At 66.4% G+C, this 20,835-nt stretch carries 18 protein-coding genes; 11 read left to right on the top strand and 7 right to left on the bottom strand.

Going from position 1 to position 20,835, the window contains the following annotated elements:
• Positions 1–47: 47 nt before the first annotated feature.
• Positions 48–1,061 carry an EamA family transporter RarD gene (rarD, locus tag IE195_RS01060; protein ID WP_191266900.1) on the bottom strand — a complete coding sequence of 338 codons (1,014 nt, stop codon included), beginning with the start codon at positions 1,059–1,061 and terminating at the stop codon, positions 48–50.
• A gap of 132 nt (positions 1,062–1,193) precedes the next feature.
• Here rarD and msrA point away from each other — a divergent pair, with 132 nt between their 5' ends.
• Positions 1,194–1,883, top strand: a complete 690-nt coding sequence (msrA, locus tag IE195_RS01055; protein ID WP_191266896.1) for a peptide-methionine (S)-S-oxide reductase MsrA — start codon at positions 1,194–1,196, stop codon at positions 1,881–1,883.
• Positions 1,884–2,624: 741 nt separating this feature from the next.
• Here the strand turns inward: msrA and IE195_RS01050 are convergent.
• From IE195_RS01050 to IE195_RS01040, 3 genes are all read right to left on the bottom strand, one after another.
• Positions 2,625–3,833: a flavin-dependent oxidoreductase gene (locus IE195_RS01050; RefSeq protein WP_191266894.1), complete on the bottom strand. Its 1,209-nt coding sequence runs from the start codon at positions 3,831–3,833 to the stop codon at positions 2,625–2,627.
• A 240-nt stretch (positions 3,834–4,073) separates the two neighbouring features.
• Positions 4,074–4,400, bottom strand: a complete 327-nt coding sequence (locus IE195_RS01045) for an antibiotic biosynthesis monooxygenase family protein (RefSeq protein ID WP_191266892.1) — start codon at positions 4,398–4,400, stop codon at positions 4,074–4,076.
• Between the two features lie 617 nt (positions 4,401–5,017).
• Positions 5,018–5,413 (bottom strand): VOC family protein, encoded by a 396-nt coding sequence (locus IE195_RS01040; RefSeq protein WP_191266890.1) that lies wholly within the window; start codon positions 5,411–5,413, stop codon positions 5,018–5,020.
• Between the two features lie 1,028 nt (positions 5,414–6,441).
• Here IE195_RS01040 and IE195_RS01035 point away from each other — a divergent pair.
• The 8 genes from IE195_RS01035 to IE195_RS01000 all read left to right on the top strand — a co-directional run bounded on the left by IE195_RS01035 (position 6,442) and on the right by IE195_RS01000 (position 15,154).
• A complete protein-coding gene (locus tag IE195_RS01035; RefSeq protein ID WP_229826043.1) occupies positions 6,442–7,506 on the top strand; it encodes a ParB/RepB/Spo0J family partition protein in 1,065 nt (354 codons plus the stop codon).
• 81 nt (positions 7,507–7,587) lie between these two features.
• Positions 7,588–8,076: a PhzA/PhzB family protein gene (locus IE195_RS01030; RefSeq protein WP_191268025.1), complete on the top strand. Its 489-nt coding sequence runs from the start codon at positions 7,588–7,590 to the stop codon at positions 8,074–8,076.
• Between the two features lie 15 nt (positions 8,077–8,091).
• The gene (locus IE195_RS01025; RefSeq protein WP_191266889.1) at positions 8,092–9,264 is read left to right on the top strand and encodes a 3-deoxy-7-phosphoheptulonate synthase; all 1,173 of its coding nucleotides are present in this window, start codon (positions 8,092–8,094) and stop codon (positions 9,262–9,264) included.
• Between the two features lie 29 nt (positions 9,265–9,293).
• On the top strand, positions 9,294–9,917 hold the full coding sequence (locus tag IE195_RS01020) for an isochorismatase family protein (RefSeq protein WP_191266887.1): 624 nt from the start codon (positions 9,294–9,296) through the stop codon (positions 9,915–9,917).
• Positions 9,914–11,839 carry an anthranilate synthase family protein gene (locus tag IE195_RS01015; protein ID WP_191266885.1) on the top strand — a complete coding sequence of 642 codons (1,926 nt, stop codon included), beginning with the start codon at positions 9,914–9,916 and terminating at the stop codon, positions 11,837–11,839. Before IE195_RS01020 ends, IE195_RS01015 begins: the two co-directional genes overlap by 4 nt.
• Complete coding sequence (locus IE195_RS01010) at positions 11,836–12,702, top strand: PhzF family phenazine biosynthesis protein (protein WP_191266882.1); 867 nt, start codon at positions 11,836–11,838, stop codon at positions 12,700–12,702. The genes IE195_RS01015 and IE195_RS01010 overlap by 4 nt, the downstream gene beginning before the upstream one ends.
• An 18-nt stretch (positions 12,703–12,720) precedes the next feature.
• On the top strand, positions 12,721–13,356 hold the full coding sequence (phzG, locus tag IE195_RS01005; protein ID WP_191266880.1) for a phenazine biosynthesis FMN-dependent oxidase PhzG: 636 nt from the start codon (positions 12,721–12,723) through the stop codon (positions 13,354–13,356).
• Positions 13,357–13,528: 172 nt separating this feature from the next.
• Positions 13,529–15,154 (top strand): flavin-containing monooxygenase, encoded by a 1,626-nt coding sequence (locus IE195_RS01000; protein WP_191266872.1) that lies wholly within the window; start codon positions 13,529–13,531, stop codon positions 15,152–15,154.
• Positions 15,155–15,201: 47 nt separating this feature from the next.
• On the opposite strand, the gene IE195_RS00995 is transcribed toward IE195_RS01000, so the two are convergent.
• Both IE195_RS00995 and IE195_RS00990 read right to left on the bottom strand, forming a co-directional pair.
• The gene (locus IE195_RS00995) at positions 15,202–15,903 is read right to left on the bottom strand and encodes an FMN-dependent NADH-azoreductase (protein ID WP_191266870.1); all 702 of its coding nucleotides are present in this window, start codon (positions 15,901–15,903) and stop codon (positions 15,202–15,204) included.
• A gap of 202 nt (positions 15,904–16,105) precedes the next feature.
• Positions 16,106–17,023 carry a sigma-70 family RNA polymerase sigma factor gene (locus IE195_RS00990; protein WP_191266859.1) on the bottom strand — a complete coding sequence of 306 codons (918 nt, stop codon included), beginning with the start codon at positions 17,021–17,023 and terminating at the stop codon, positions 16,106–16,108.
• Between the two features lie 932 nt (positions 17,024–17,955).
• Between IE195_RS00990 and IE195_RS00985 the strand changes: the two genes are divergently transcribed.
• Entirely contained in the window at positions 17,956–18,981 is a 1,026-nt protein-coding gene (locus IE195_RS00985) for an acyltransferase (protein WP_191266855.1), read from the top strand.
• A 36-nt stretch (positions 18,982–19,017) separates the two neighbouring features.
• Here IE195_RS00985 and IE195_RS00980 read toward each other — a convergent pair whose 3' ends face one another.
• Positions 19,018–19,281 carry an SHOCT domain-containing protein gene (locus tag IE195_RS00980; protein WP_225942550.1) on the bottom strand — a complete coding sequence of 88 codons (264 nt, stop codon included), beginning with the start codon at positions 19,279–19,281 and terminating at the stop codon, positions 19,018–19,020.
• Positions 19,282–19,446: 165 nt separating this feature from the next.
• Between IE195_RS00980 and IE195_RS00975 the strand changes: the two genes are divergently transcribed.
• The gene (locus IE195_RS00975) at positions 19,447–20,787 is read left to right on the top strand and encodes a PP2C family protein-serine/threonine phosphatase (RefSeq protein WP_229826042.1); all 1,341 of its coding nucleotides are present in this window, start codon (positions 19,447–19,449) and stop codon (positions 20,785–20,787) included.
• Positions 20,788–20,835 lie beyond the last annotated feature (48 nt).

The raw sequence follows: 20,835 nt of genomic DNA, 5'->3' as shown, positions 1-20,835 counted from the left end.
TCACCGAGAGTAGTTTGGAATAGCCGAGGCCGGGAAGCCGGAGAGGGTCACGCCCGGGGGTCGGCGGGGCTGGTGGCCTCGGGGCCCGGGGACTCGGGGCGTACGGGGTCGTCCCGGTCGACGTCCTCTGTCGTGCTCGGGGCGGCCGCCGCAGAGGAGGCGGCGGTTCGTGCGGCCGTGGCCCGGGCCCGTGAGTTCCGGATCTGGTCGAAGGCGAACACGCACACGGCCAGCCAGACGAACACGAAACCGATCCAGCGGCTCAGCGGCATCTCCTCGTTCTGGATCAGCCAGCCGATGAGGAACATCATGGTCGGTGCGATGAACTGCAGCATGCCGATGATGCTCAGCGGCACCCGGCGCGCCGCCAGGCCGAACAGCAGCAGCGGGAGCGCGGTCACGAACCCCCCGCCCACCAGTAGGGCGGTGTGCGCAGGGGAGACGGAGAGAGCGGTGCCCGACCCGGTCGCCTCCAGGTAGACCACGAACCCCAGCGCGGGCAGGAACATCACCAGGGTCTCGACGGTCAGGCTCTGCATGCCGTCCAGGTCCACATACTTCTTCACCGCTCCGTAGGCGGCGAAGGAGGAGGCCATCAGTAGGGAGAGCCAGGGCGTGGAGCCGTAGGCGACGGTCATCACCCCGACCGCCACCGCGCCGAAGCCGACCGCCACCCACTGGGCGGCGCGCAGCCGCTCGGCGAAGAACACCACCGCCAGGCAGACCGTCATGAGGGGGTTGATGAAGTAGGCCAGTGAGGCCTGGAGGGTCTGGACGGTGGAGACCGCGTAGATGAACCCCCACCAGTTCACCGAGATGAGCACGGTGGCCGCGGCGACCGGGAGCAGTTTCCGGGGGTTGCGCAGGACCTGGGGCAGCCAGGACCAGCCGCGTCGGGCCACGAACAGGAAGACGCACATTGCGGCCAGGGCCCACACCATGCGGTGGGCGAGGACCTCGGTGGGTTCGGAGGCGGAGAGGAAGGGCCAGTAGAGGGCTGTGAAGCCCCACATGAGGAAGGCGGTCGCTCCGAGGGCGACGCCGCGGGTGGATTCCAACACATCCGCAATAGTAGGATGAATCCCTACCCCTGCCTCCCTCTTTCTCCGCCTGTGGACAAGACTCCCGGGCGGTTTCTCCACAGGCTGTGCGCAGCTCCGGGGGTTGCTGGACGCGCCGGTTAGTCTGGGGCCATGTTCGGTAGAAAGACGACCATGGTCGACCCCGCACGCGCCCTTCCCGGCCGCGGCACCGAGATGCCGGTGCCCTTCGGACACACCGTGCTGGGGACCCCGCTCACCCCGCCCTACCCGAAGGGCAGCGAGATCGCCGACCTGGCGATGGGCTGCTTCTGGGGTGCCGAGCGCACCTTCTGGAGGCTGGGCGCCGAGCGCGGGATCATCACCACCGCGGTGGGTTACGCCGGCGGCTACACGCCCAACCCCACCTACGAGGAGGTGTGCTCGGGCCTGACCGGCCACACCGAGATGGTGCGCGTGGTCTTCGACCCGGCGAAGATCTCCTACACCGAGATCCTCAAGGTGTTCTGGGAGGGCCACGACCCGACCCAGGGAATGCGTCAGGGCAACGACGTCGGCACCCAGTACCGGTCGGCGGTCTACTACCACTCCGAGTCCCAGCGCGAGGCCGCGGAGGCCACCCGGGACGCCTTCCAACCAGCCCTGACCCGTTCCGGCTACGGTCCGATCACCACCGAGATCGCCCCGCTCAGGGTCTTCTACTTCGCCGAGGACTACCACCAGCAGTACCTGTCCGACGCCAAGAACCCGGGCGGCTACTGCGGGATCGGCGGCACCGGTGCCAGTTGCCCGATCGGTGCCGTGACCTCGGACGAAGCGGACTCCGGGCGCGCAGCCGAGTAGTACGCCCGAGCACGTGCGAGTACGCCCGCGAACGCTCGAACGATGGCTCAGCCGTCATCGAATGATGGTTGGGAGCGAGAGGTACCTGCCCGCTGGATCCGTTGCGGGCACGCTGTGGTCTCTTGGGAGACGAGGCGGCGGCGAGAATCACGCCCCTCACGGGGCCAGGCTGGGGCCTGTGAAGCATCTGCGAAGTGGTGGCCGCAGGCTTCAGTTGCCAGGTCGTGGCCTGTGCCCCGCTGCCGGGCGGCTCCCGTCGAAACCCTCCCGGCACACACCAGCAAGATCACCGCGGTTCGGCCGTTGTCGGAAGCAGCGGACACCCTGCCGGACGGGTTTCGGACGCTGCGGGCTTCACGGCTGGCCCCTCAGGGACCGCCCTGCACCTAGCTGACCTGGCCGCCACCGTTGAGCAGCCATCCGACCCTCGGCCTCCCTCGCTGCCGCTGTGGCGCAGCAGGCAGGGCTGGCCGCGACACGGCCCGGTGCTACGCGCATAACCAGGAAGGGAACCGGCCGAAGACCCGAGGCAGTGGGGCGGGGGAACTCCGTGCGGACCCGTGCGGGAGAAGGGCCCGGGGCCTGGTCCGGGCCCAAACCCGAGGGCCCTTCGGTTCCAAAGAGGGCCTCGCCCCTGCTGCCCCGACCACACACTCCCACCAGCGGCAAACCCCAGGCCACAGGTGTCAACCGAACCGAAGCAACATCACCACGGCTCCGGAGCCGTCAGCGGAACAACCTTCAAGCAAGGTTCCGCTCGACGGTCTCACGGTAGCGATCGGTGACCTCCGCCAGGAGGGAAGTCTTCGCCTTCTCTGTTCGCCCGGCTATGGAACGCTCGGAGCTGTCCATATCCCGGTTGGCTCGCACGATCGCATTGGTCGCAGGAAGACGGAGACTCTCGTAACTTCGGAGGGCGCTGACCACGCTTTCTCCCCGGCTCAGCTCCGCGGCGAGTACGGTCGCGTCGATGATGGCCTGGGAGGCTCCGTTGGCCCCGATCGGATACATCAGGTGGGCTGCGTCTCCCAGCAGTGTCGAGCGCCCCTCTCCCCAACTGTCCAGAGGATCCCGGTCGACCATGGGGTACTGAAGGATCTGCTTGCTCCCGGCGAGTACACCGGGGACGTCGATCCAGCCGAAGTCCCAATGCTCGTAGTGGGGGGCCAGCTCCTCGATTTTTCCAGCTTGGTCCCAGTCGGCGTCCAGTGCGATGTTCGGGTCAGGCACCAGACAGACCCAGTTGAGGAGAACCTGGTTCCGTGCAGCGTGGCGGGCCGAGATCGGATAGGCGACCAGCCGGGCGGACCGCTCGTCGTTGGCGACGATCATCGTGCGCCCGTCCAGGAAGCTGTCCAGCTCTGTCAGGCCGCGCCACATATGGACGCCGCCGCTGGACAGACCGGTCTTGCCGGGGTGGAGCTGCGCTCGTACCTGCGAGTGCAGTCCGTCCGCACCGACCAGAGCCTCTCCCGGGAAGACCATGGTCGTGCCAGAGCGCCGGTTGCGCGCCAGGGCCCGGACACCGGTCGGAGCCTGCTCGAAGGATTCGAAGCGCAAACCGGTATGGATCGAGTCCGGCCCCAGCCGTGCGCGGACGGCCTCCAACAGAATCGTCTGGAGCTCGCCCCGGTGAATCGAGTACTGCGGGTGTTGGTTTCCGGCGGCCACCCCGCGAGGTTCGCTCCAGAGAGTGTTTCCGGCCTGGTCGAGATAGAGGTGTTCCCTCGTGGGGATGGCTGTCGCGGCGAGCGCGTCGCCGAGGCCGAGGGATGTCAGCTCGGCGACGGCCGCGGCCTGGAGGTTGATCCCTACGCCGAGGGGGCGGATCTCCTCAGCAGCTTCAAGGACGGTGGCCCTGATTCCTTGGTTGTGTAGGGCGAGGGCGGCGGTCAGCCCTCCGATCCCCGCACCGACGATGACGATGTCAGCACCCTTGGCTGAGGTCATGGAAGTCCTTCGTGGCTTCGTGTGTCTGGGAGGGGGACCGTTTCTGAGCGCGCCTCAGTCCGCTGGTCGGATTACGCGTGAACCCCGCGAGCACCGCGCGCCTCCGGCGCGTTTCACGGTCAGGCTGGGGCGGAGCCGCGCTCATGGACCAGGGGCGGGCTCGGGCCCGGAGACCGATGCGGCTGAGAACCTTCGGCCGAGCCCTCGCCCGCCTGGGAAGCGGGATTCCCCGCACGGGATCTACGCGTGGTGGACCGAGGCCACCGAGTACAGGGACGGTGACGCTGTGGCCAGCGCGCCCGCCTTCTTGGCGTAGGCCTGGGCCTCGGGGTCAGCCATGGTCGCCTGGATGTCCTCCGGGCTGTTCCACTGCGCGTAGTTGATCACCCGGGTCCCGTCCTTGCTCACGAGAATGTTCACGGAGATGAAGCCGGGACGGTTCTTCATGACCTTCTCGACGCCCTCGTTGAGAATGTCAACGAGCTGCTGCTGCTTCTCTTTCTCCACCTCGAAGACGTTCACCAGTGTGGCAATACCATCATTTTCGCTAATAATAGTCTCACTCATGGGGCAGACTCTATCAGAGGGTGCGAACGAAGTCAGGTGGTGTGGATGAATATTTCCTTTGGGAAACTTTTTGGGAATGGGAAAAGAATGGATGGCGGCACCGGGAAGAACGAGATCCGCTTCTCGTGCCGGTGGCTGTCACCCATCTGCTGCGACCGGTGCCGGCCGGAATGCGATCGGCCCAGTCGTCTCATCTGTCGTCCCGCTGTGTGCGGTGCTGTGCGGGTTCTCCTTCGAGAAAACCTATGCGGCCTGGTTCACTCCTTGGTTCGGTCGATTGTCTTCTTGTGCGCCGATCTTTTTCAGGTGGTAGGACTTGGCCTTGGCTTTTCTTGTGCAAGAATGGGAACTCCGATGGTGTCGGAGGATGGTTCCACTTGGCCGGCCCGGGCGGCTGGCTGGACCCCAAGAACACAACTGAAGCAAAGCCCCAATGTGTGACTGATAGGCAGAAGGCGCAGGTCAAAGGGCATGACATTGTCGACCCCGGGGGTTTCGGGGTCAGACCCGGAAGTGCCTGTGTGTGCAACCGGGTAAAATGCTCAGTTGAACTCCATCCGGAGCCCGTGCGGGCTGTGCGGCTCCTGCGGGAGAAGCGGCCGTTGTCTGCGAAGGGTTCAGGTGGTGGTTTCGATCAGTCCATAGGTATTTCCGTCCCATCCAGCGATCTGAGCCCATTGATTACCCTGCCTCCAGCTGGTCGCCTGAGGTTCTTCGAGAATTTCCACCCCTTCGTTCCTGAGTTTTTCGCAGGTTGCTTCAAGATTGTCGCAATTGAACCATCCGTGAGTCATGCGCCCGGCTTGGTCCCGAATTTTTCCAAGTGTGTCGACGTCGACCTGGGCAAGGACGACGCTGGTTGGTGAACCAGGAAGGCAGACTTCGATCCAGCGCCGTTCGCTGCCATAGGGGACGTCGACGTCCAAACGAAATCCGAGAGCTTGTGTCAGGAAGTCCAGAGTTGCTTGCTGGTCGTTTGTTAAGAGAACCGACAGCCGTGGGTGGGTGAGCATGGGCGGCCTTTCGGTGGGGTGGGTGAGAAGTGCTCGTGCAGTGGGGGAATGGTAGCGCAGCAGCGGCCGCGATATTTGATTCTGTCCCCGCTGCCGGACCCGCCCCACAGCTCGGGAGGAGGGGAGGCGACCGCTACCGCCCCGGAACATCGCACCGGCCATCCTCCGCACCTCCGTCCAGCCGCCCACGTCCTCTACCTCCATGACGGCTCCCGGGGGTGAAAGGTGACAGGAGGAGAACCGAGAACCACGACCTGCGTCCTCCCTGTCGTGACGTGCAGGTGGCACGAGGGCGACCACCGGGGGCGCTGCGTCGCCCGCAGCGCGAAGGCGCGCTGTCTCCGAGCTGCGATCTTCCCGATCGCAGGCGGACTCGTTCTCTCCGTCGAAGTCCTGGTCGTTTCTGCCGGCGGTGTGACGACCGCCTGGGCGCAGGCCCTCAACCGCGTGCATGGGAGAAGCGGGTGGCGCGGTGGGCAACCGGGTGCCGGCCGGAACCCGCCGGACGGAAGGGCCCAGCGGAATCCGAGTTCGGAGGCGTGCGCGGAGGACTCCTCCGTTGCCAGAGCTCGGATCCGACCGCATGGACCTCGCGGAGCCCTCCGCTCGGGGAACCGTTCCGCTGCTGTCGTTCGACGCCTGCGGACCCGGACAGTAGGCGGCCTTCAGCAGGAGGGTGCTTCCGCCTCACGCCGGCCAAAGACTTAGGTGATCATTATTGTCCCAGTTCAGCCGACTCTCAATGTTGTTGTCGGCGCCTTGGCCGCTGTTATCAGGGAACCCCGAAGCCGACCGATAGTGCTAAATGCGTGCCGCGTGTCCGGGCCCTGGGAGCCAGGGGCTGATCACTCCGGGGGTAGTGGGACGCCCGGATCACTTCCTTGTGTGGTGCTGCTTCCGCGTCGCTCTGTCCACAAATGGCCAGCTCTGGTCTGGCGCTATGGAGGGTTTCGACCTAAGCTTACGGCTGATGGGGTCTTTCTGGTATAAAACGCATGTTCAGAGTCCTTTGAGGAGGGGTCTCAGCTGTGACCATCCAAGCCACGCAAAAATTCTCTGATCCTATGAATAGCCATCCGCAGAAGAACCTTCTGCTTTCTGACCCCGAGGCTCTGAGTTCCGATCTTTCCAGAAGGCTTGTCGCCATCAAGGATCTATCCTTTTCCCTGACTCCTCGAAAAGGGAAAGAAAACTTAGAACACATTCGCAGGCTGGCCGGTATAGATGAAGGCGTGGACCCTATTGTCGTCCATCTTGACACGATGTCCGTGATCGATGGGTCTCATCGGGTGCGCGCTGCTCAGATGAGGGGGGAGGCTGAGATAGAAGCCTGTTTCTTCAGCGGCAGCATCGAGGACGCGTTCGTCCTGGCTGTGCAGAGCAACATAGGACACGGCCTTCCGCTGACGCTGAACGAGCGGAAGGCCTCGGCCGCGCGTATCGTGGTTTCCCACCCGCACTGGTCGGACCGGGTCGTTGCGAAGAAGACGGGCCTGAACGCCAAGACGGTGGGCAGGATCCGCAGGGAAAGCACGAAGGACGAGCTCGTTTCGGGGGTCCGCGTCGGGGCGGACGGGAAGGCCAGGCCGCTCAGCAGTATTGAGGGAAGGCGCAGCGCTGCCGCCCTCTTCGAGGCCAATCCGGAGAGCTCCCTGCGCGAGGTCTCCAGGAAGAGCGGGCTGTCGGTGGCCACCGTTCGGGATGTCCGCGAACGCGTGATCCAGGGGCAGGACCCCTTGCCGGAGCGTCTCCGCCGCACGGATGCGGACAGTTGCCCGACCGACTCCGCCCCCGGCGCGCCGACCACCCGCAGCCAGGCCAGGAGCGGTCCAGCTGCTGATCGTGCGGCGGTGGTCACGGCGGAGGCAGTTCGCAAACTTGTCAGGGACCCCTCGCTACGCGCCACGGAGTCCGGTCGCGCCCTGCTGCGCGTACTCATGGTCACGGAGGTCGACTCCGGCCAGTGGGACCAGATCCTCAGGACGATCCCTGAACACTGTATCCCTCTGGTGCGTGACGTCTTCATTCAGCGTTCAAAGGAACTGAGGGAGCTTGCCCGCATGATTCCTGCGGATAAGTTGGACAGGCCCTAAGAACTCCTGATCTCATTTCGCTGTTTCATTACCATCGAATCCTGTGCAGTCACCTGTCTCAGGAGAAAGTAGGTGCTTGGTATGTCCGAAGGCTTTGCTGTTTCTTCCGGTAGTGAAGAGAACGCCACCAGGAAGAGCAACCGTGCGGTAGTTGAAAAGTACATGAACACCAGGGGTCAGGACCGCTTGAAGCGTCACCTTCTTTTTGCTCCCGAAGGGGTCGGCGGGCTATGGACAAATGACACGGGTCAACCTATCTTGATTCGCGGACAGGACCGTCTGGCTGAGCACGCGGTCTGGTCTCTGAAGTGCTTCCCGGACTGGGCGTGGATCAACATCGAGATCTTCGAGACGCAGGACCCGAACTTCTTCTGGGTCGAGTGCGACGGTCAGGGCCTGATTCGTTTCGAGGGGTATCCCGAAGGATACTACGAGAACCACTTCCTGCATTCCTTCAAATTTGAGGAAGGGAAGATCGTGCAGCAGCGCGAGTTCATGAACCCCCTGGATCAGTTCCGGGCTCTCGGAATTCCCGTACCCGTGATCAAGCGCGCCGGGATTCCCACATAACCGAGTTGGAGATCCATGGACAGCACGATGCTAGAAATCCAATCGAGACCGGCGTTGCAGCAACCCGAGTGGGGCGACCCCGACCAGGTCCAGCGCGTGGGCGAGGCGCTGGCCTCCCGGCCTGCCCTGGTGAGGACGGAGGACGTGCTCACCCTGCGTTCGCTGTTGGCCGAGGTCGCCCTCGGCCAGTCCCTCGTCATTCAGGCGGGGGACTGCGCGGAGGACCCCGCCGAGACCACCCGCGAACACGTGACCAACAAGATCGCCATGCTGGATGTGCTCGCCGGCTCCTTCCTGATGGCTGCGCACAAACCGGTCCTGCGTGCGGCTCGTATCGGCGGACAGTTCGCCAAGCCCCGTTCCAGCCCGACGGAGAAGGTCGGGAACATGGTGCTTCCGGCGTTTCGGGGCCATCTCGTCAACAGCCCCGAGCCGACGCCTGAGGGCAGGAGGCCTGATCCGCTCCGTCTTCTCACCGGCTACATGGCGGCGGGCGATGTGATGGAGCACCTGGGCTGGAGGGGGTCGTTCGGCCGTTCGGTCAACGAACCGATGGTGTGGACGAGCCATGAGGCCCTGGTCCTGGACTACGAGGTGCCGTTGCTCCGGCCGGACAAGACTGGCGAGGCGGTGCTCGGTTCCACCCATTGGCCGTGGATTGGTGAGCGCACCCGCCAGGCTGACGGGGCACACGTCGCCCTGCTGGCCGAGGTCGTGAACCCTGTGGCCTGCAAGGTCGGGCCCGGGATGATGAGGGACGAGCTGCTCGCCCTCTGTGCGCGGCTCGACCCGCGGCAGGAGCCGGGGCGGTTGACGCTGATCGCTCGGATGGGTGCCGACATGGTCGCTGCCCGGCTGCCGCCTCTCGTCGAGGCCGTCCGGGACGCGGGGTATCCGGTGATCTGGCTGTGCGACCCGATGCACGGCAACACCGTCCGCACCCCCGACGGGCACAAGACCCGCGTCGTGGAGGAACTCAGGGCCGAAGTCAGCGGTTTCGTACGGGCGGTCGAGTCGGCAGGAGGTGTCCCGGGCGGACTGCACCTGGAAGCCACCCCCGACGACGTCACCGAGTGCGTGGCGAGTACGCGTGACTTCGACCAGGTCGCAGAGCGGTACACGACCCTGTGCGATCCGCGTCTGACTACCTGGCAAGCAGCGTCTGTGATCGCCGCGTGGAGTGACTGACCAGCAGGTACCGAACCCGAAGGACAGCGATGCCCGGCATTCCAGCTATCGAGCCCTACTCACTTCCTGCCTCCGGCGACCTTCCCGACAACAAGGCCCAGTGGGTGCCGGACCCCTCCCGGGCGGTTCTGCTCATCCATGACATGCAGCGCTTCTTCGTCAGACCCTTTCCCGAACAGGTCAGGGACGACTTGGTCGGCAACATCGCCCTCTTACGCCATCGCAGCGCCCGACTCGGCGTCCGCGTGGCCTACACCGCTCAACCCGGGAGCATGAGCGCGGAGCAGCGGGGGCTCCTCAAGGACTTCTGGGGGCCCGGTATGCGTAGAGAGCCCGCCGACAGGCTGGTGGTCGACGAACTGGCCCCCGAGCCCGAGGACTGGATCTTCACCAAGCTGAGGTACAGCGCCTTCCACAAATCGGATCTCCTGGAGCGGATGAGGTCCGCGGGCCGGGACCAGCTCATCGTGTGCGGTGTCTACGCCCACGTCGGGGTCCTGATGACGGCGGTCGACGCCTACACCAACGACATCGAGACGTTCCTCGTCCCCGACGCCGTCGCCGATTTCAACGCGGACTACCACCGGATGGCCGTCCAGTACGCGGCTGAGCGCTGCGCCGTGGTGCTCCCCGCCAAGGAGGTGTTCGGATGAGCGAGCCGGCCACCCGGCCACCGGCCGGACCAGGCGTCAAAGATCTCCTCGGCACCGTGCTGGGGGAGGACCCGCCCCCCTTCGCCCTCCTCGTCCGCTCGGGCCCGAACCGTGCCGATCAGCTGGACGTCCTGGTGGGGGAGATGTCCACCGTCTCCCGCATCGCCGACATCCCCCTGCCCGACACATCCTCGGAGGGAGCGCCGGACGGAAGGTCGGAGCGCCATGACGTCCTGGCGCTCATCCCCTACCGGCAGATCACCGAGCGCGGCTTCGACTGCAATGACGACGGCTCACCGCTGCTCGTGATGACCGTGACCGAACAGGAGACGGTCGAGGCTGCCCAGGCGCTGACCCGTATCCCCCGTGTGCCCGTCGAGTTGTCCGACGGGCGCTTCGACATCGGCGACGACGAGTACGCGGAGACGGTTCGCCGGGTTCTGAAGGAGGTGATCGGTGAGGGTGAGGGCGCCAACTTCGTGATCAAGCGCTCCTTCGTCGCCGATATCGGGGACTACACCCCTCACACGGCGCTGTCCGTCTTCCGGAGACTGCTGGAGGTCGAGGCCGGTGCGTACTGGACCTTCATCGTGCACACCGGGAGCAGGACCTTCGTGGGCGCCACCCCTGAGCGGCACGTCACGCTCCGGGAGGGCCGCGCCACCATGAACCCCATCAGCGGAACGTACCGCTATCCGTCCTCCGGCCCCTCCCTCTCCGGCATGGTCGACTTCCTCGGCGACCAGAAGGAGACCGACGAGCTCTCCATGGTCCTGGACGAGGAACTCAAGATGATGACCCGGGTCTGCGAGCCAGGCGTTCAGGTCAGAGGGCCCCAGCTCAAGCAGATGGCGCGGCTCGCGCACACCGAGTACTTCATCGAGGGGCGAACCGTCAGGGGCATCCCCGACATCCTCCGCGAAACCATGTTCGCCCCGACCGTCACCGGCAGCCCTCTGGAGAACGCATGCCGTGTCATCCAGAGCTATGAGTCCGGTGGCCGCGGCTACTACAGCGGGGTGGCGGCCCTCATCGGACGGGACGGGCAGGGGGAGCGAACCCTGGACTCGTCCATCCTCATCCGCACCGCCGAGATCGACGACGGCGGAAGGGTCAGTATCGGCGTCGGTTCCACGCTCGTCCGTCATTCCGACCCCGTGTCGGAGGTCGCGGAGACCCGGGCCAAGGCAGCTGGGCTGCTCTCGGCGATGGAGCGCGACCAGGGCGGGGACCTCGGTGCGCACCCTCAGGTGCGCGAGGCGCTGAGGCAGCGCAAGGAGAGCATCGCCGACTTCTGGGTGGCGGGCGGGGGCGGTGGGGACGCCGTGGAGTTTCCGGGCCTGAAAGGCCTCCGGACACTCATCGTCGACGCCGAGGACACCTTCACCTCGATGCTGAGCCACCAGTGTGATGACCTGGGTATGTCGGTTACGCTCCGCTCGCACGACGACATCCCGGCCTTCGACGGATACGACCTCGTCGTGCTCGGTCCCGGGCCCGGGGACCCCCGCGACGCCGGGCACCCCCGGATGGCGAACCTGCGGGCAGCCGTGGACTCGCTGCTCGCCCAGCGCAGGCCCTTTCTGGCGGTCTGCCTAAGCCACCAGATCCTGAGTTCGCGGCTGGGCTTCGAGCTCCGGCGCCGCCCGTCTCCCAACCAGGGCGTGCAGAAGGAGATCGACTTCTTCGGGGAGCGGCGGCGCGTCGGCTTCTACAACACCTTCGCCGCGTGGTCCGAGGCGGACGCCGTGGACATCGACGGCGTCGGTGCGCTGCAGGTCTGCCGGGACCAGGAGTCGGGTGAGGTGCACGCCCTGCGGGGGGACCGCTTCTCCTCGATGCAGTTCCACGCCGAATCCGTACTCACCCGCAACGGTCCCCACATCATTGGCTCCTCCGCGGAGAGGACGTTGAGCGCATGACCGACCGTCCGGCCCCCGGGGAGGGGGAACACTCCTATGTCGTCGTCGACGCGTTCACTGACACGCCCCTGAGGGGCAACCCCGTCGCGGTCTTCTTCGGCGCCGAGGACCTGCCCGCCTCGCGCATGCAGGAGGTGGCCAGGGAGATGAACCTTTCGGAGGTGACCTTCGTGCTCCCGCCGGGAGAGGACGGTGACGCACACATCCGAATCTTCACCCCGGTCAACGAGCTGCCCTTCGCGGGGCACCCCCTCCTGGGAACCGCGGTGGCCCTCGCCCGGTCCTTCGGCAAGGACGAACTCCACCTGGAGACGGCGGTGGGAACCGTCGCCTTCCGCATCCGACGCTCCGACGCTGGGACCACCACCGTCGAGATGGGGCAGCCGATCCCCGCCTGGAAGCGGTTCGACCGCGCCGAAGAGCTGCTGGTGGCCCTCGGGGTGCCCGAGCCCGACCTGCCGGTCGAGATCTACACCAACGGCCCCCGGCACGTCCTGGTGGGACTGCGCAGCATTCCCGGGCTCTCGGAGGTCAATCCCGACCACCGCGCCCTCGCCGAGTTCCCCGACATGGCGATTAACTGCTTCGCCGGTACCGGAGCGCACTGGCGCAACCGCATGTTCTCCCCCGCCTACGGCGTGGTCGAGGACGCGGCCACAGGGTCGGCCGCGGGTCCGCTCGCCGTCCATCTGGCCCGCCACGGCCGCGCGCAGTACGGCGAGTGGATCGACATCCACCAGGGAGTGGAGATCGGTCGGCACTCCCTGATGCGCGCCTGGGCCGCAGGGGCAGGCGACACCGTCACCGAGGTCAGGGTCAGGGGCGCCGGAGTCGTCGTCGCGAGCGGGACCATCTATGTCTGACTGGCTACAGGAGCGCGTATGAGCAGTAGGTTCGAGACATTGACCGGGGTTACGGACCGTGGGTTCGCGGAGTACGAGGCACCTCCGGCCGCCCCGATGAGCCTGGTTCGGCAGTGGATCGAAGCGGCACGGGAGGAGAAGGTCCGGGAGCCGCTGTCCCTCGCGCTCGCCACGGCGGACGCCCGGGGCCGCGCCTCCAACCGGATGGTCACCGTCGTCGAGCTCTCCGGGCAGGGGCTGGTCTTCACCAGCCACAGCAGCAGCCAGAAGGGGAAGGAGATCGCGGCCACTGGCTGGGCGTCGGGGCTGCTGTACTGGCGGGAGAACGCCAGGCAACTCATCGTCTCCGGTCCCGTGGAAACCCTCCCGGAGGCCGAGTCGGACCGGTTGTGGGCCGCTCGAGCCGCACCACTGCACCCCATGACCACGGTCTCCAGGCAGAGCGATCCGCTCGACGACGCCGATCGGCTCCTGGCCCGGGCGGGTGAGCTGGCAAAGAACGGGGTTCCCCTGCCCCGGCCCGAGCGGTTCGTCGGCTACCACCTGAAACCGGACGTGGTCGAGTTCTGGGCCGCCGACCCCGGACGACTCCACCGGAGGCTGCGCTACGACCGCACCGCCGAGGGCTGGAGCACGGTGAGGCTCCAACCCTGAGCGGGAGCTCCGCCCGATACGCCCCCATGACGCCCGAGCCCTGGCCCCGTTCTGCAGCCTGCCCCGCAACCTGATCCGGGCCGTGCCGTCTGTGGGCCCGTGCCCTCGACGGCCCCCGCCGATTCCCCACCACCTGGTAACCATCCACCCCCACACCACGAGGAACCGCACTGTGAGCAACAAGAAGAACGCCGACTTCGACGCGATAGTCATCGGTGCCGGATTCGCCGGCATCTACGCGCTGTACAAACTCCGCAACGAACTGGGCCTCTCCGTCCGGGTCTTCGACAAGGCCGGCGGAGTCGGAGGAACCTGGTACTGGAACCGCTACCCCGGCGCGATGTCGGACAGTGAGGGGTTCATCTACCAGTACTCCTTCGACCGCGATCTGCTCCGGGAATGGACCTGGGAGAAGCGTTACCTGTCACAGAAGGAGATCCTGGCCTACCTTGAGAGGGTCGTCGAACGCCACGACCTCTCCGAGGACATCCAGTTGCGCACGAGTGTCGAGTCAGCGGTCTACGACGAGACAGAAGGCCTGTGGACCGTGGCCACCGGTACGGGTGAGGCTTTCACCTCCCGCTACGTGGTGACCGCGCTCGGTCCGTTGTCCACTTCCCATTTCCCCGACTTCAAGGGCCGGGACAGTTTCGAGGGCCGCATCGTCCACACCGGTTCCTGGCCCGACGACCTCCAGATCGAGGGCAAGAGGGTGGGGGTCATCGGCACCGGTTCCACCGGGACACAGTTCGTCTGTGCGGCCGCCAAGGTGGCCGGACACCTTACGGTGTTCCAGCGGACGCCTCAGTACAACGTGCCCTCGGGCAATGCTCCGTTGGACGAGGATTACTTCATCAAGCTCCGGGAGGACTACGACCGGATCTGGGACCAGGCGAAGAAGTCGCGTGTGGCCTGCGGCTTCGAGGAGAGCCAGACAGCAGCGATGAGTGTTTCGGCCTCGGAGCGCCAACGCGTCTTCCAGGAGAACTGGGAGCGCGGGAACGGCTTCCGCTTCATGTTCGGCACCTTCTCGGACCTCATCTTCGACCCCGAGGCCAACAAGGAAGCCGCCGACTTCATCAAGTCGAAGATCGACGAGATCGTTGAGGACCCCGAGACGGCGCGCAAGCTTCAGCCGACCGACTACTACGCGAAGCGGCCGATCTGCAACGAGGACTACTACGAGAGCTACAACCGTGAGAACGTCAGCCTCGTCAGCCTGAAGGAGACCCCGATCCGGGAGATCACTCCGAAGGGCCTCGTGACCGAGGACGGTGTCGAGCACGAGCTCGACGTCCTCGTCTTCGCGACCGGGTTCGAAGCGGTCGAGGGCAGCTACCGGCAACTGGACATCCGAGGCCGGGGCGGGGTGACGCTGGAGGAGCACTGGGGCGACGCGCCTTCCAGCTACCTCGGAGTCAACGTCTCCGGATTCCCCAACATGTTCATGGTGTACGGCCCGAACAGCGTCTTCAGTAATCTGCCGACGGCTATCGAGACCCAGGTCGAGTGGATCACTGACCTGGTCAGCATGGTGGAGGAGCGGGAACTGCCCTCTATCGAACCGACCCTGAAGGCAGAGGAGGAGTGGACCGACCTCTGCGCGGAGATCGCCGGCAACTCCTTGTTCCCCAAGGTCGACTCCTGGATCTTCGGTGCCAATATCCCCGGGAGGAAGAAGAGGGTCCTGTTCTACTTCGCGGGTCTCGGCAACTACCGTCAGAAGCTCCGTGACGTGGCTGAGGCCGACTACGAGGGCTTCCTGCTGGGGGAAGACAGGGAAGCGGTCTCCGCCTGATCGGGCTGCCCGGCTGGAGGAGCCCGCCGGCCGGGCAGCGAGTCATGTCAGCGCGCGGTCGCTTCCCGCCTGTTCAGGCGCTCGGGTAGCTCGGCCATCCGTGACTCCGCCTGGGCCCGGGAGCGCTTGGCCAGATCCTGGAACCGAGCCAGCTCGGGGACGTCCGCGGCCCTGGTCAGCTCGGCGTGGATGATGTGCACGTCCTCTTCCCGGACGCCCATGCCCTCGAAGTACGCGCGTAGGTAGGGCGTCTGAAAGTCGAATGCTTCCTTCGGAGCTCCCGGACCGTAACCGCCTCCCCGCGCTGCGGCTACCACCACCTGCTTCCCCCTCAACAGAGGGCTCCCGGTTTCGGGGTTCGTGAACACCCCGGGGAAAGTGATCCGGTCGATCCAGGCCTTGAGTGAGGGGGGGACCGTCAGGTTGTACATGGGGACACCGAGGAGGAGAGTGTCGGCTTCCAGGACCTCCCTGACCAGGGGAACGGTCCTCGACCACTCGCGTCGCTCGGATGGGGTCCCCGCCAGGGCCGCCACCGCGGCCAGAGGCAACGCACCGTGGCTCTGCACCCTCTGCGCGAAGGAGCAGTAGGCGGAGGTGATCATCGGAACCTGTTCGGCGGCCACGTCCCGGTAACGATAGTCACCGTATCCGTGCAGCTGGCGCCATGCCCGGGCGAACAGGCCGGTCAAGTGTCTGCTCACCGAGTCGTTCGAGTGGCTGGAATCCAGGTGAAGCAGAGACGTCATCGTTCTTCCCCGTCCGGTGAGTGATGCGTTTTCCCTCGTGTCCTGCGGGCACTCCTGCGCGCTTCCTGTGCTGGTGACGGGTGTCTCCCCACAGGTGCGACCGGTGAGCGTCCCTGACCTATTGACGGAGGGCGAAGGCCGGAGGTGACCCGGGTCCGCTTCCACTCGCTGCGAGGGCGCACCCAATGTCACACAATCGGAACTATCCGTTCGTCGGTGTTCGGGTCGGCTCCTCCGCTTCCGTCGGCAAGGAGAGGTCCAGCTTCCCCAGACGCTCCGGGGCGCCGATGATCTCGACCTCACTGACACGGTCACCGCGGATCTCGACCTTCAGCACGAACAGGAGCCGTCCGTTCGGAGCGACGACAGCGCCCGGGGAACCGTCCACGAGCAAAGGCTGGGCGAACCGGGTCCGGTGGGAGTTGCTGGTGGTCTCTTCTGCGACAGGGCGGGCACCGTGAAGGCTCGCGGGCTCGCCTTCACGTAGCGCGAAAGCGTCCGCCCTGCGGACGACGTCCGGAGCCAGGACCCTCAGCAGGCCGTCGAGGTCGCCCGCGCGCGAGGCATTGAGAAAGGCGTGCACGACCTCATATTTGCGGGTGCGATCCGGTTGGCAGGGATCGGTGCCCGACCGTACCCTCTGGCGGGCGCGGCTCGCCATCTTCTTGGTCGCCGCAGGGGAGCGCTCGACGATTTCGGCGATCTCGGCGAAGGGCACCGCGAACATGTCGTGCAACACGAAGGCGACACGTTCGGCTGGTTGGAGCCTGTCCAGGACCACGAGTAGGGCCAGCCCCACGGAGTCGGCCAACACGGCTTCGTCTTCGGGCCCCAGCTCCTGGTGCTGAGAGAGGATCGGCTCGATCTCACTGATCTCCGCGTTCTCCTCGTGACGGCTCCTGCGCGCTCGGAGCATGTCGAGGCAGATGCGCCCGATGATCGTTGTCAGCCATCCCGTCATGTTGGAGATGTCGCTGACATCGCTCCGGTATGCCCGCAACCATGTCTCCTGTAGGGCGTCATCGGCGTCAGCGGCGGAACCGAGCATGCGGAAGGCGACTCCTCGTAGGTGCTCCCGGGATCGTTGGAAGTTCTCTTCGAGCTTGATCGGGTTGTTCATCTCCGGCCTTCCTTTCGCTGTGCCTGCGAGTGCGCTTCGGGTGTCATGAGGAATGGGAAGCGATGCGGTTATCTGAAATGGGTGTTATGTATCTAATTATTGGCTTTTCTTGGCCGGTGGTCTCTTGCGTGTGCCTTCCGGGGCCTGTTGGTGGCGCGTCGAATTGGATACACCCAGGTTAGACGCGCCCAGGGCTATGGCTCGGGTTTTGGGGGAACTGTCGTGAGTTCGTGAGGGCTGGTGATCCAAGTCAGAACGGCGATCGGGCTTCTTCATGTTAAAGGGAGGGTTGAAGTTGTGTCAGGTGGGGCCTTAATAAGGGTGTCTGTGCACTACAGGGCGATATGATGCTTCGCTGGGGTCGCGCCACTTCTCGCGCCTACTGATCTTTGATTAGGTGTTTTGCGGAATGGGCTCGGGATCCAACCCGATCGATCGGATGGACCCGCGCAGCAACCCCGGCCGCCGCTGGGTCGGACGCAGGTGAGGCCTCATCATCCGTTCCAGCTCCTCCAAGATCTGGAACACCCGGTTCGCCAGATGGTCCTTCTGACCACAGCGTCCCGGCCGGGTTCAGCTCAGGGGAGTGTTCGGGCAGGTGCACCACGCTCGACCATGCCCGCTACGACAGTCGCGCTTCCGTTCTGCCCTGCTCTGGTGCCGTCTGGGTCCTGGTCGGACGTGACCTCGCTGATCTGGGCGTTTGCCGGTGGCGGCGATGGCCGGGGCTCCGTGGGTCCACCGCAGAAAGGATCCCCCGCAGTCGGCCGTGAATACTCCGCCTGGCACACGAGGGAGGTCTTCCAGGGGGCGCTGGCAGGGAACCCGGGTTGAACTTGAAGATAACGAAGTGGTATCGATGGGGGGTGCGAGTCGAGAGAGCCCCAGCGGACGGCCAAGCCCCAACCCCCACCGTTCCGGTCACGTCCTGGATGGAGTTCGCCCGCGTCGCCGCCATGGTCGCGGTCATCCTCGTGCACGCCTACTCCCCGTTGGTGAGCACCCTCCAGGCCGAACTCGGCGGTCCCACGTGGTGGACGGCCAACGTCGTGGACGCCGCCGTGCGCTGGTGCGTCGCGGTGTTCGTGATGATCAGCGGCGCGCTGCTGCTGCGCCCGCGTGAGGAGAGCGCGGGTGACTTCTACCGCAAGCGGTGGGCCAGGATCGGTGTGCCCCTGCTGGTCTGGAGCGCCGCCTACCTGCTCTGGCACTACTGGCGCGAGGGCATCGACGCCGCCCAGGCCGCCGCCCAGGCCGCCTCGGGCTCGCCGTCGATCCACCTGTACTTCCTCTACGTCATCGCGGGCCTCTACCTGTTCACCCCGTTCCTGCGCACGGTGGTCGCACACACCTCGCGCACCGGACTGTGGTGGCTGACCGGGGTGGCGTTCGCGGTGGGGGTCGCCGACCAGCTGCTGTCACTGGTCGAAGGGGCCGGCGGGGCGAGCGCCGTCACCCGCTTCCTGCCGTTCCTCGGCTACTACCTGCTGGGTTGGCTGCTGCTGACCACCGACACCGGCCCCCGGGCCACGCGCTACGGGGCCGTCGCGCTCGTCCTGGGGGTGGCCGGCACCGCCGCGGGCGCCGGGACGGCCGCCCACATGGCGGGGGAGTGGGGTCCCGGCGGCACGTACTTCTACGGCTTCCTCTCCCCGCCGATGATCCTCGCCGGGGCGGGCGCCTACCTCGTGCTGCGCACCGCGGGCACCCGGCTGGCCATGGCGCAGAGCCCGGCCGCCGCGGCCACCAGACGCGCCGTCCGGGTGGCGTCCGGACTGAGCCTCGGCGTCTACCTCGTGCACGTCATGGTGCTGTACACGCTGCGCGACCTCTGGGGTGTGCCCGACGGCTTCCTCGCGCTGTTCGCGGCCGCGGGCTACGCGGTCGCGACCGCCGCGATCAGCCTGGTGCTGGTGGCTCTCGCCCAGCGGGTCCCCCTGCTGCGCGTCATCGTCTGATCCGGGCGGCGCCCGCGACCGCTCCCGCGGGCCGGGTCAGCCGTGTCCCGCCTCACGGATCGCGTCGAGGCGCTCGCGGTACTCCTTCGTGTCGATCTCCCCGCGCGCGAAGCGCTCGGAAAGCACCGTTTCGGGAGTTCGAGCGTCCTTCGACGCGGTGGACCGGCTCTCCCGCAGCAGATACTTGGCGAGCGCGACGATCGCGAGGACGATCAGGATCCACAGCAGGATCATTCCGACGGTCATGAAACCGAACGCCCAGCCACCCATTCCTTCGTATCCCCAACCCCAGCCGTGCATGATCGAAGTCCTTTCCGAGGCTTCCCCTCTCCTCACCAGGGTGCGCCTTCGCAGTTCAGGGTGTCCAGTGCCGGAAGACCCCCGCGAGCTGCGGGAACCAGACATACTTGGATGAGACGGCAGAACTCGGCAGATGGGTGCCCGGTGCCGCCGGAGGAGGACACGGTGACAGGTGAGAACGGCTCGCACAGGTCCGGGCCGCGAGTCGGCTCGGCTCCGGAGCAGGCCCTGCACCACGCCACACAGCAGATCCAGGAGCTGGTGCGCGCCCAGGGGCGGATGAACTCCTTGCTTGAGGCGGTGCTGGCGCTCAGCCAGGACCTGGAACTGTCCGCCGTGCTCCGCCGGGTGGTCACCACCGCGATGGACCTGGTGGGGGCCCGGTACGGGGCTCTCGGAGTCCTCCACGAACAGGGTGGGGGCCTGTCCCAGTTCATCCCGGTCGGGTTGAGCCAGGAGGAGATCGGGGACCTGACAGGGATCGACCACCCGACCGGGCAGGGCCTGCTCGGCAGGATGATCCACCAGCGTGAACCGCTGCGGGTCCAGGACATCGGCGCACACCCCGACTCCGCCGGGTTTCCGCCCGGCCACCCGCCCATGCGCACCCTGCTCGGTGTCGCGATCAGTGTGCGCGGACGCGTCTACGGCAACCTGTACCTGTCCACCCGGCACGACGGCCTGCCCTTCGACGTCCAGGACGAAGAGGTGGTCACCGCCCTGGCCGGTGCCGCGGGGATGGCCATCGAGAACGCACGCCTGTTCGAGGAGGTCCGCTCCGGGGCCGAGCGCTTCCAGCGCCTGCTGCTGCCGCGCCTGCCCGACCTGTCGCCCTTCGACGTGGCCGCCGTCTACCATCCAGCCAGTGAGGGCCGCCACCACCTCGGCGGGGACTGGTACGACGCCCTGATGCTCCCCGACGGTGCCTGCGCGGCGGTGATCGGCGACGTGGTCGGCCACGATCTGGTCGCCGCGGCGGCCATGTCCCAGACCCGCAGTATGCTGCGCGCCCTGCTGTACGACCGGGGCACCCCCGCCAGCAGAGTGCTGGCCCAGCTCGACCACACGCTGCACGCCATCACCGATAACCCCGTGACCACGGCTTGCCTGGCCAGGATCGAACCCGCGGACCACGGCTGGGACCTGTGCTGGAGCACGGCCGGCCACCCGCCGCCCCTCCTGCTGGCCCCGGGCCGCGAACCCCGCTACCTGGAGGGGGAGCCCGGACTGCCGCTCGGAGTGGACGCGGCCTTCGACCGCCCGGACCACCGGTGTCCGCTGCCCGCGTCAACGACGGTGGTGCTCTACACGGACGGCCTGGTCGAGCATCCCCGCCACCACCTCGACCGGGGGATGGACGCCCTGGCCGAGGTCGCCGCCAAACACGCGGAGGGGTCCCTGGAGGATCTGTGCCGCGCCCTGGTGGAGAACGCCCCCGGGGACGGTCACGACGACGTCGCCGTCCTGGCTCTGCGCACGCCGGCTGTTGTGCCCGGAGAAGCCTAGGACGCCTCCCGAGCGGGCCCTCGGCGCCTGCCCCCCGCCCGCCACGGA

Origin of the sequence: Nocardiopsis terrae (assembly GCF_014651695.1) — a bacterium.
GTDB lineage: Bacteria > Actinomycetota > Actinomycetes > Streptosporangiales > Streptosporangiaceae > Nocardiopsis > Nocardiopsis terrae.
This window is presented reverse-complemented; position numbering and strand designations above follow the sequence as displayed.

What these genes read in the sequence shown, in the direction of transcription:
- msrA (WP_191266896.1), top strand. Translation starts at nt 1,194, where the DNA reads ATGTTCGGTAGAAAGACGACCATGGTCGACCCCGCACGCGCCCTTCCC.
- IE195_RS01050 (WP_191266894.1), bottom strand. Translation starts at nt 3,833, where the DNA reads ATGACCTCAGCCAAGGGTGCTGACATCGTCATCGTCGGTGCGGGGATC.
- IE195_RS01045 (WP_191266892.1), bottom strand. Translation starts at nt 4,400, where the DNA reads ATGAGTGAGACTATTATTAGCGAAAATGATGGTATTGCCACACTGGTG.
- IE195_RS01040 (WP_191266890.1), bottom strand. Translation starts at nt 5,413, where the DNA reads ATGCTCACCCACCCACGGCTGTCGGTTCTCTTAACAAACGACCAGCAA.
- IE195_RS01030 (WP_191268025.1), top strand. Translation starts at nt 7,588, where the DNA reads ATGTCCGAAGGCTTTGCTGTTTCTTCCGGTAGTGAAGAGAACGCCACC.
- IE195_RS01025 (WP_191266889.1), top strand. Translation starts at nt 8,092, where the DNA reads ATGGACAGCACGATGCTAGAAATCCAATCGAGACCGGCGTTGCAGCAA.
- IE195_RS01020 (WP_191266887.1), top strand. Translation starts at nt 9,294, where the DNA reads ATGCCCGGCATTCCAGCTATCGAGCCCTACTCACTTCCTGCCTCCGGC.
- IE195_RS01015 (WP_191266885.1), top strand. Translation starts at nt 9,914, where the DNA reads ATGAGCGAGCCGGCCACCCGGCCACCGGCCGGACCAGGCGTCAAAGAT.
- IE195_RS01010 (WP_191266882.1), top strand. Translation starts at nt 11,836, where the DNA reads ATGACCGACCGTCCGGCCCCCGGGGAGGGGGAACACTCCTATGTCGTC.
- phzG (WP_191266880.1), top strand. Translation starts at nt 12,721, where the DNA reads ATGAGCAGTAGGTTCGAGACATTGACCGGGGTTACGGACCGTGGGTTC.
- IE195_RS00995 (WP_191266870.1), bottom strand. Translation starts at nt 15,903, where the DNA reads ATGACGTCTCTGCTTCACCTGGATTCCAGCCACTCGAACGACTCGGTG.
- IE195_RS00990 (WP_191266859.1), bottom strand. Translation starts at nt 17,023, where the DNA reads ATGAACAACCCGATCAAGCTCGAAGAGAACTTCCAACGATCCCGGGAG.
- IE195_RS00985 (WP_191266855.1), top strand. Translation starts at nt 17,956, where the DNA reads ATGGAGTTCGCCCGCGTCGCCGCCATGGTCGCGGTCATCCTCGTGCAC.
- IE195_RS00980 (WP_225942550.1), bottom strand. Translation starts at nt 19,281, where the DNA reads ATGCACGGCTGGGGTTGGGGATACGAAGGAATGGGTGGCTGGGCGTTC.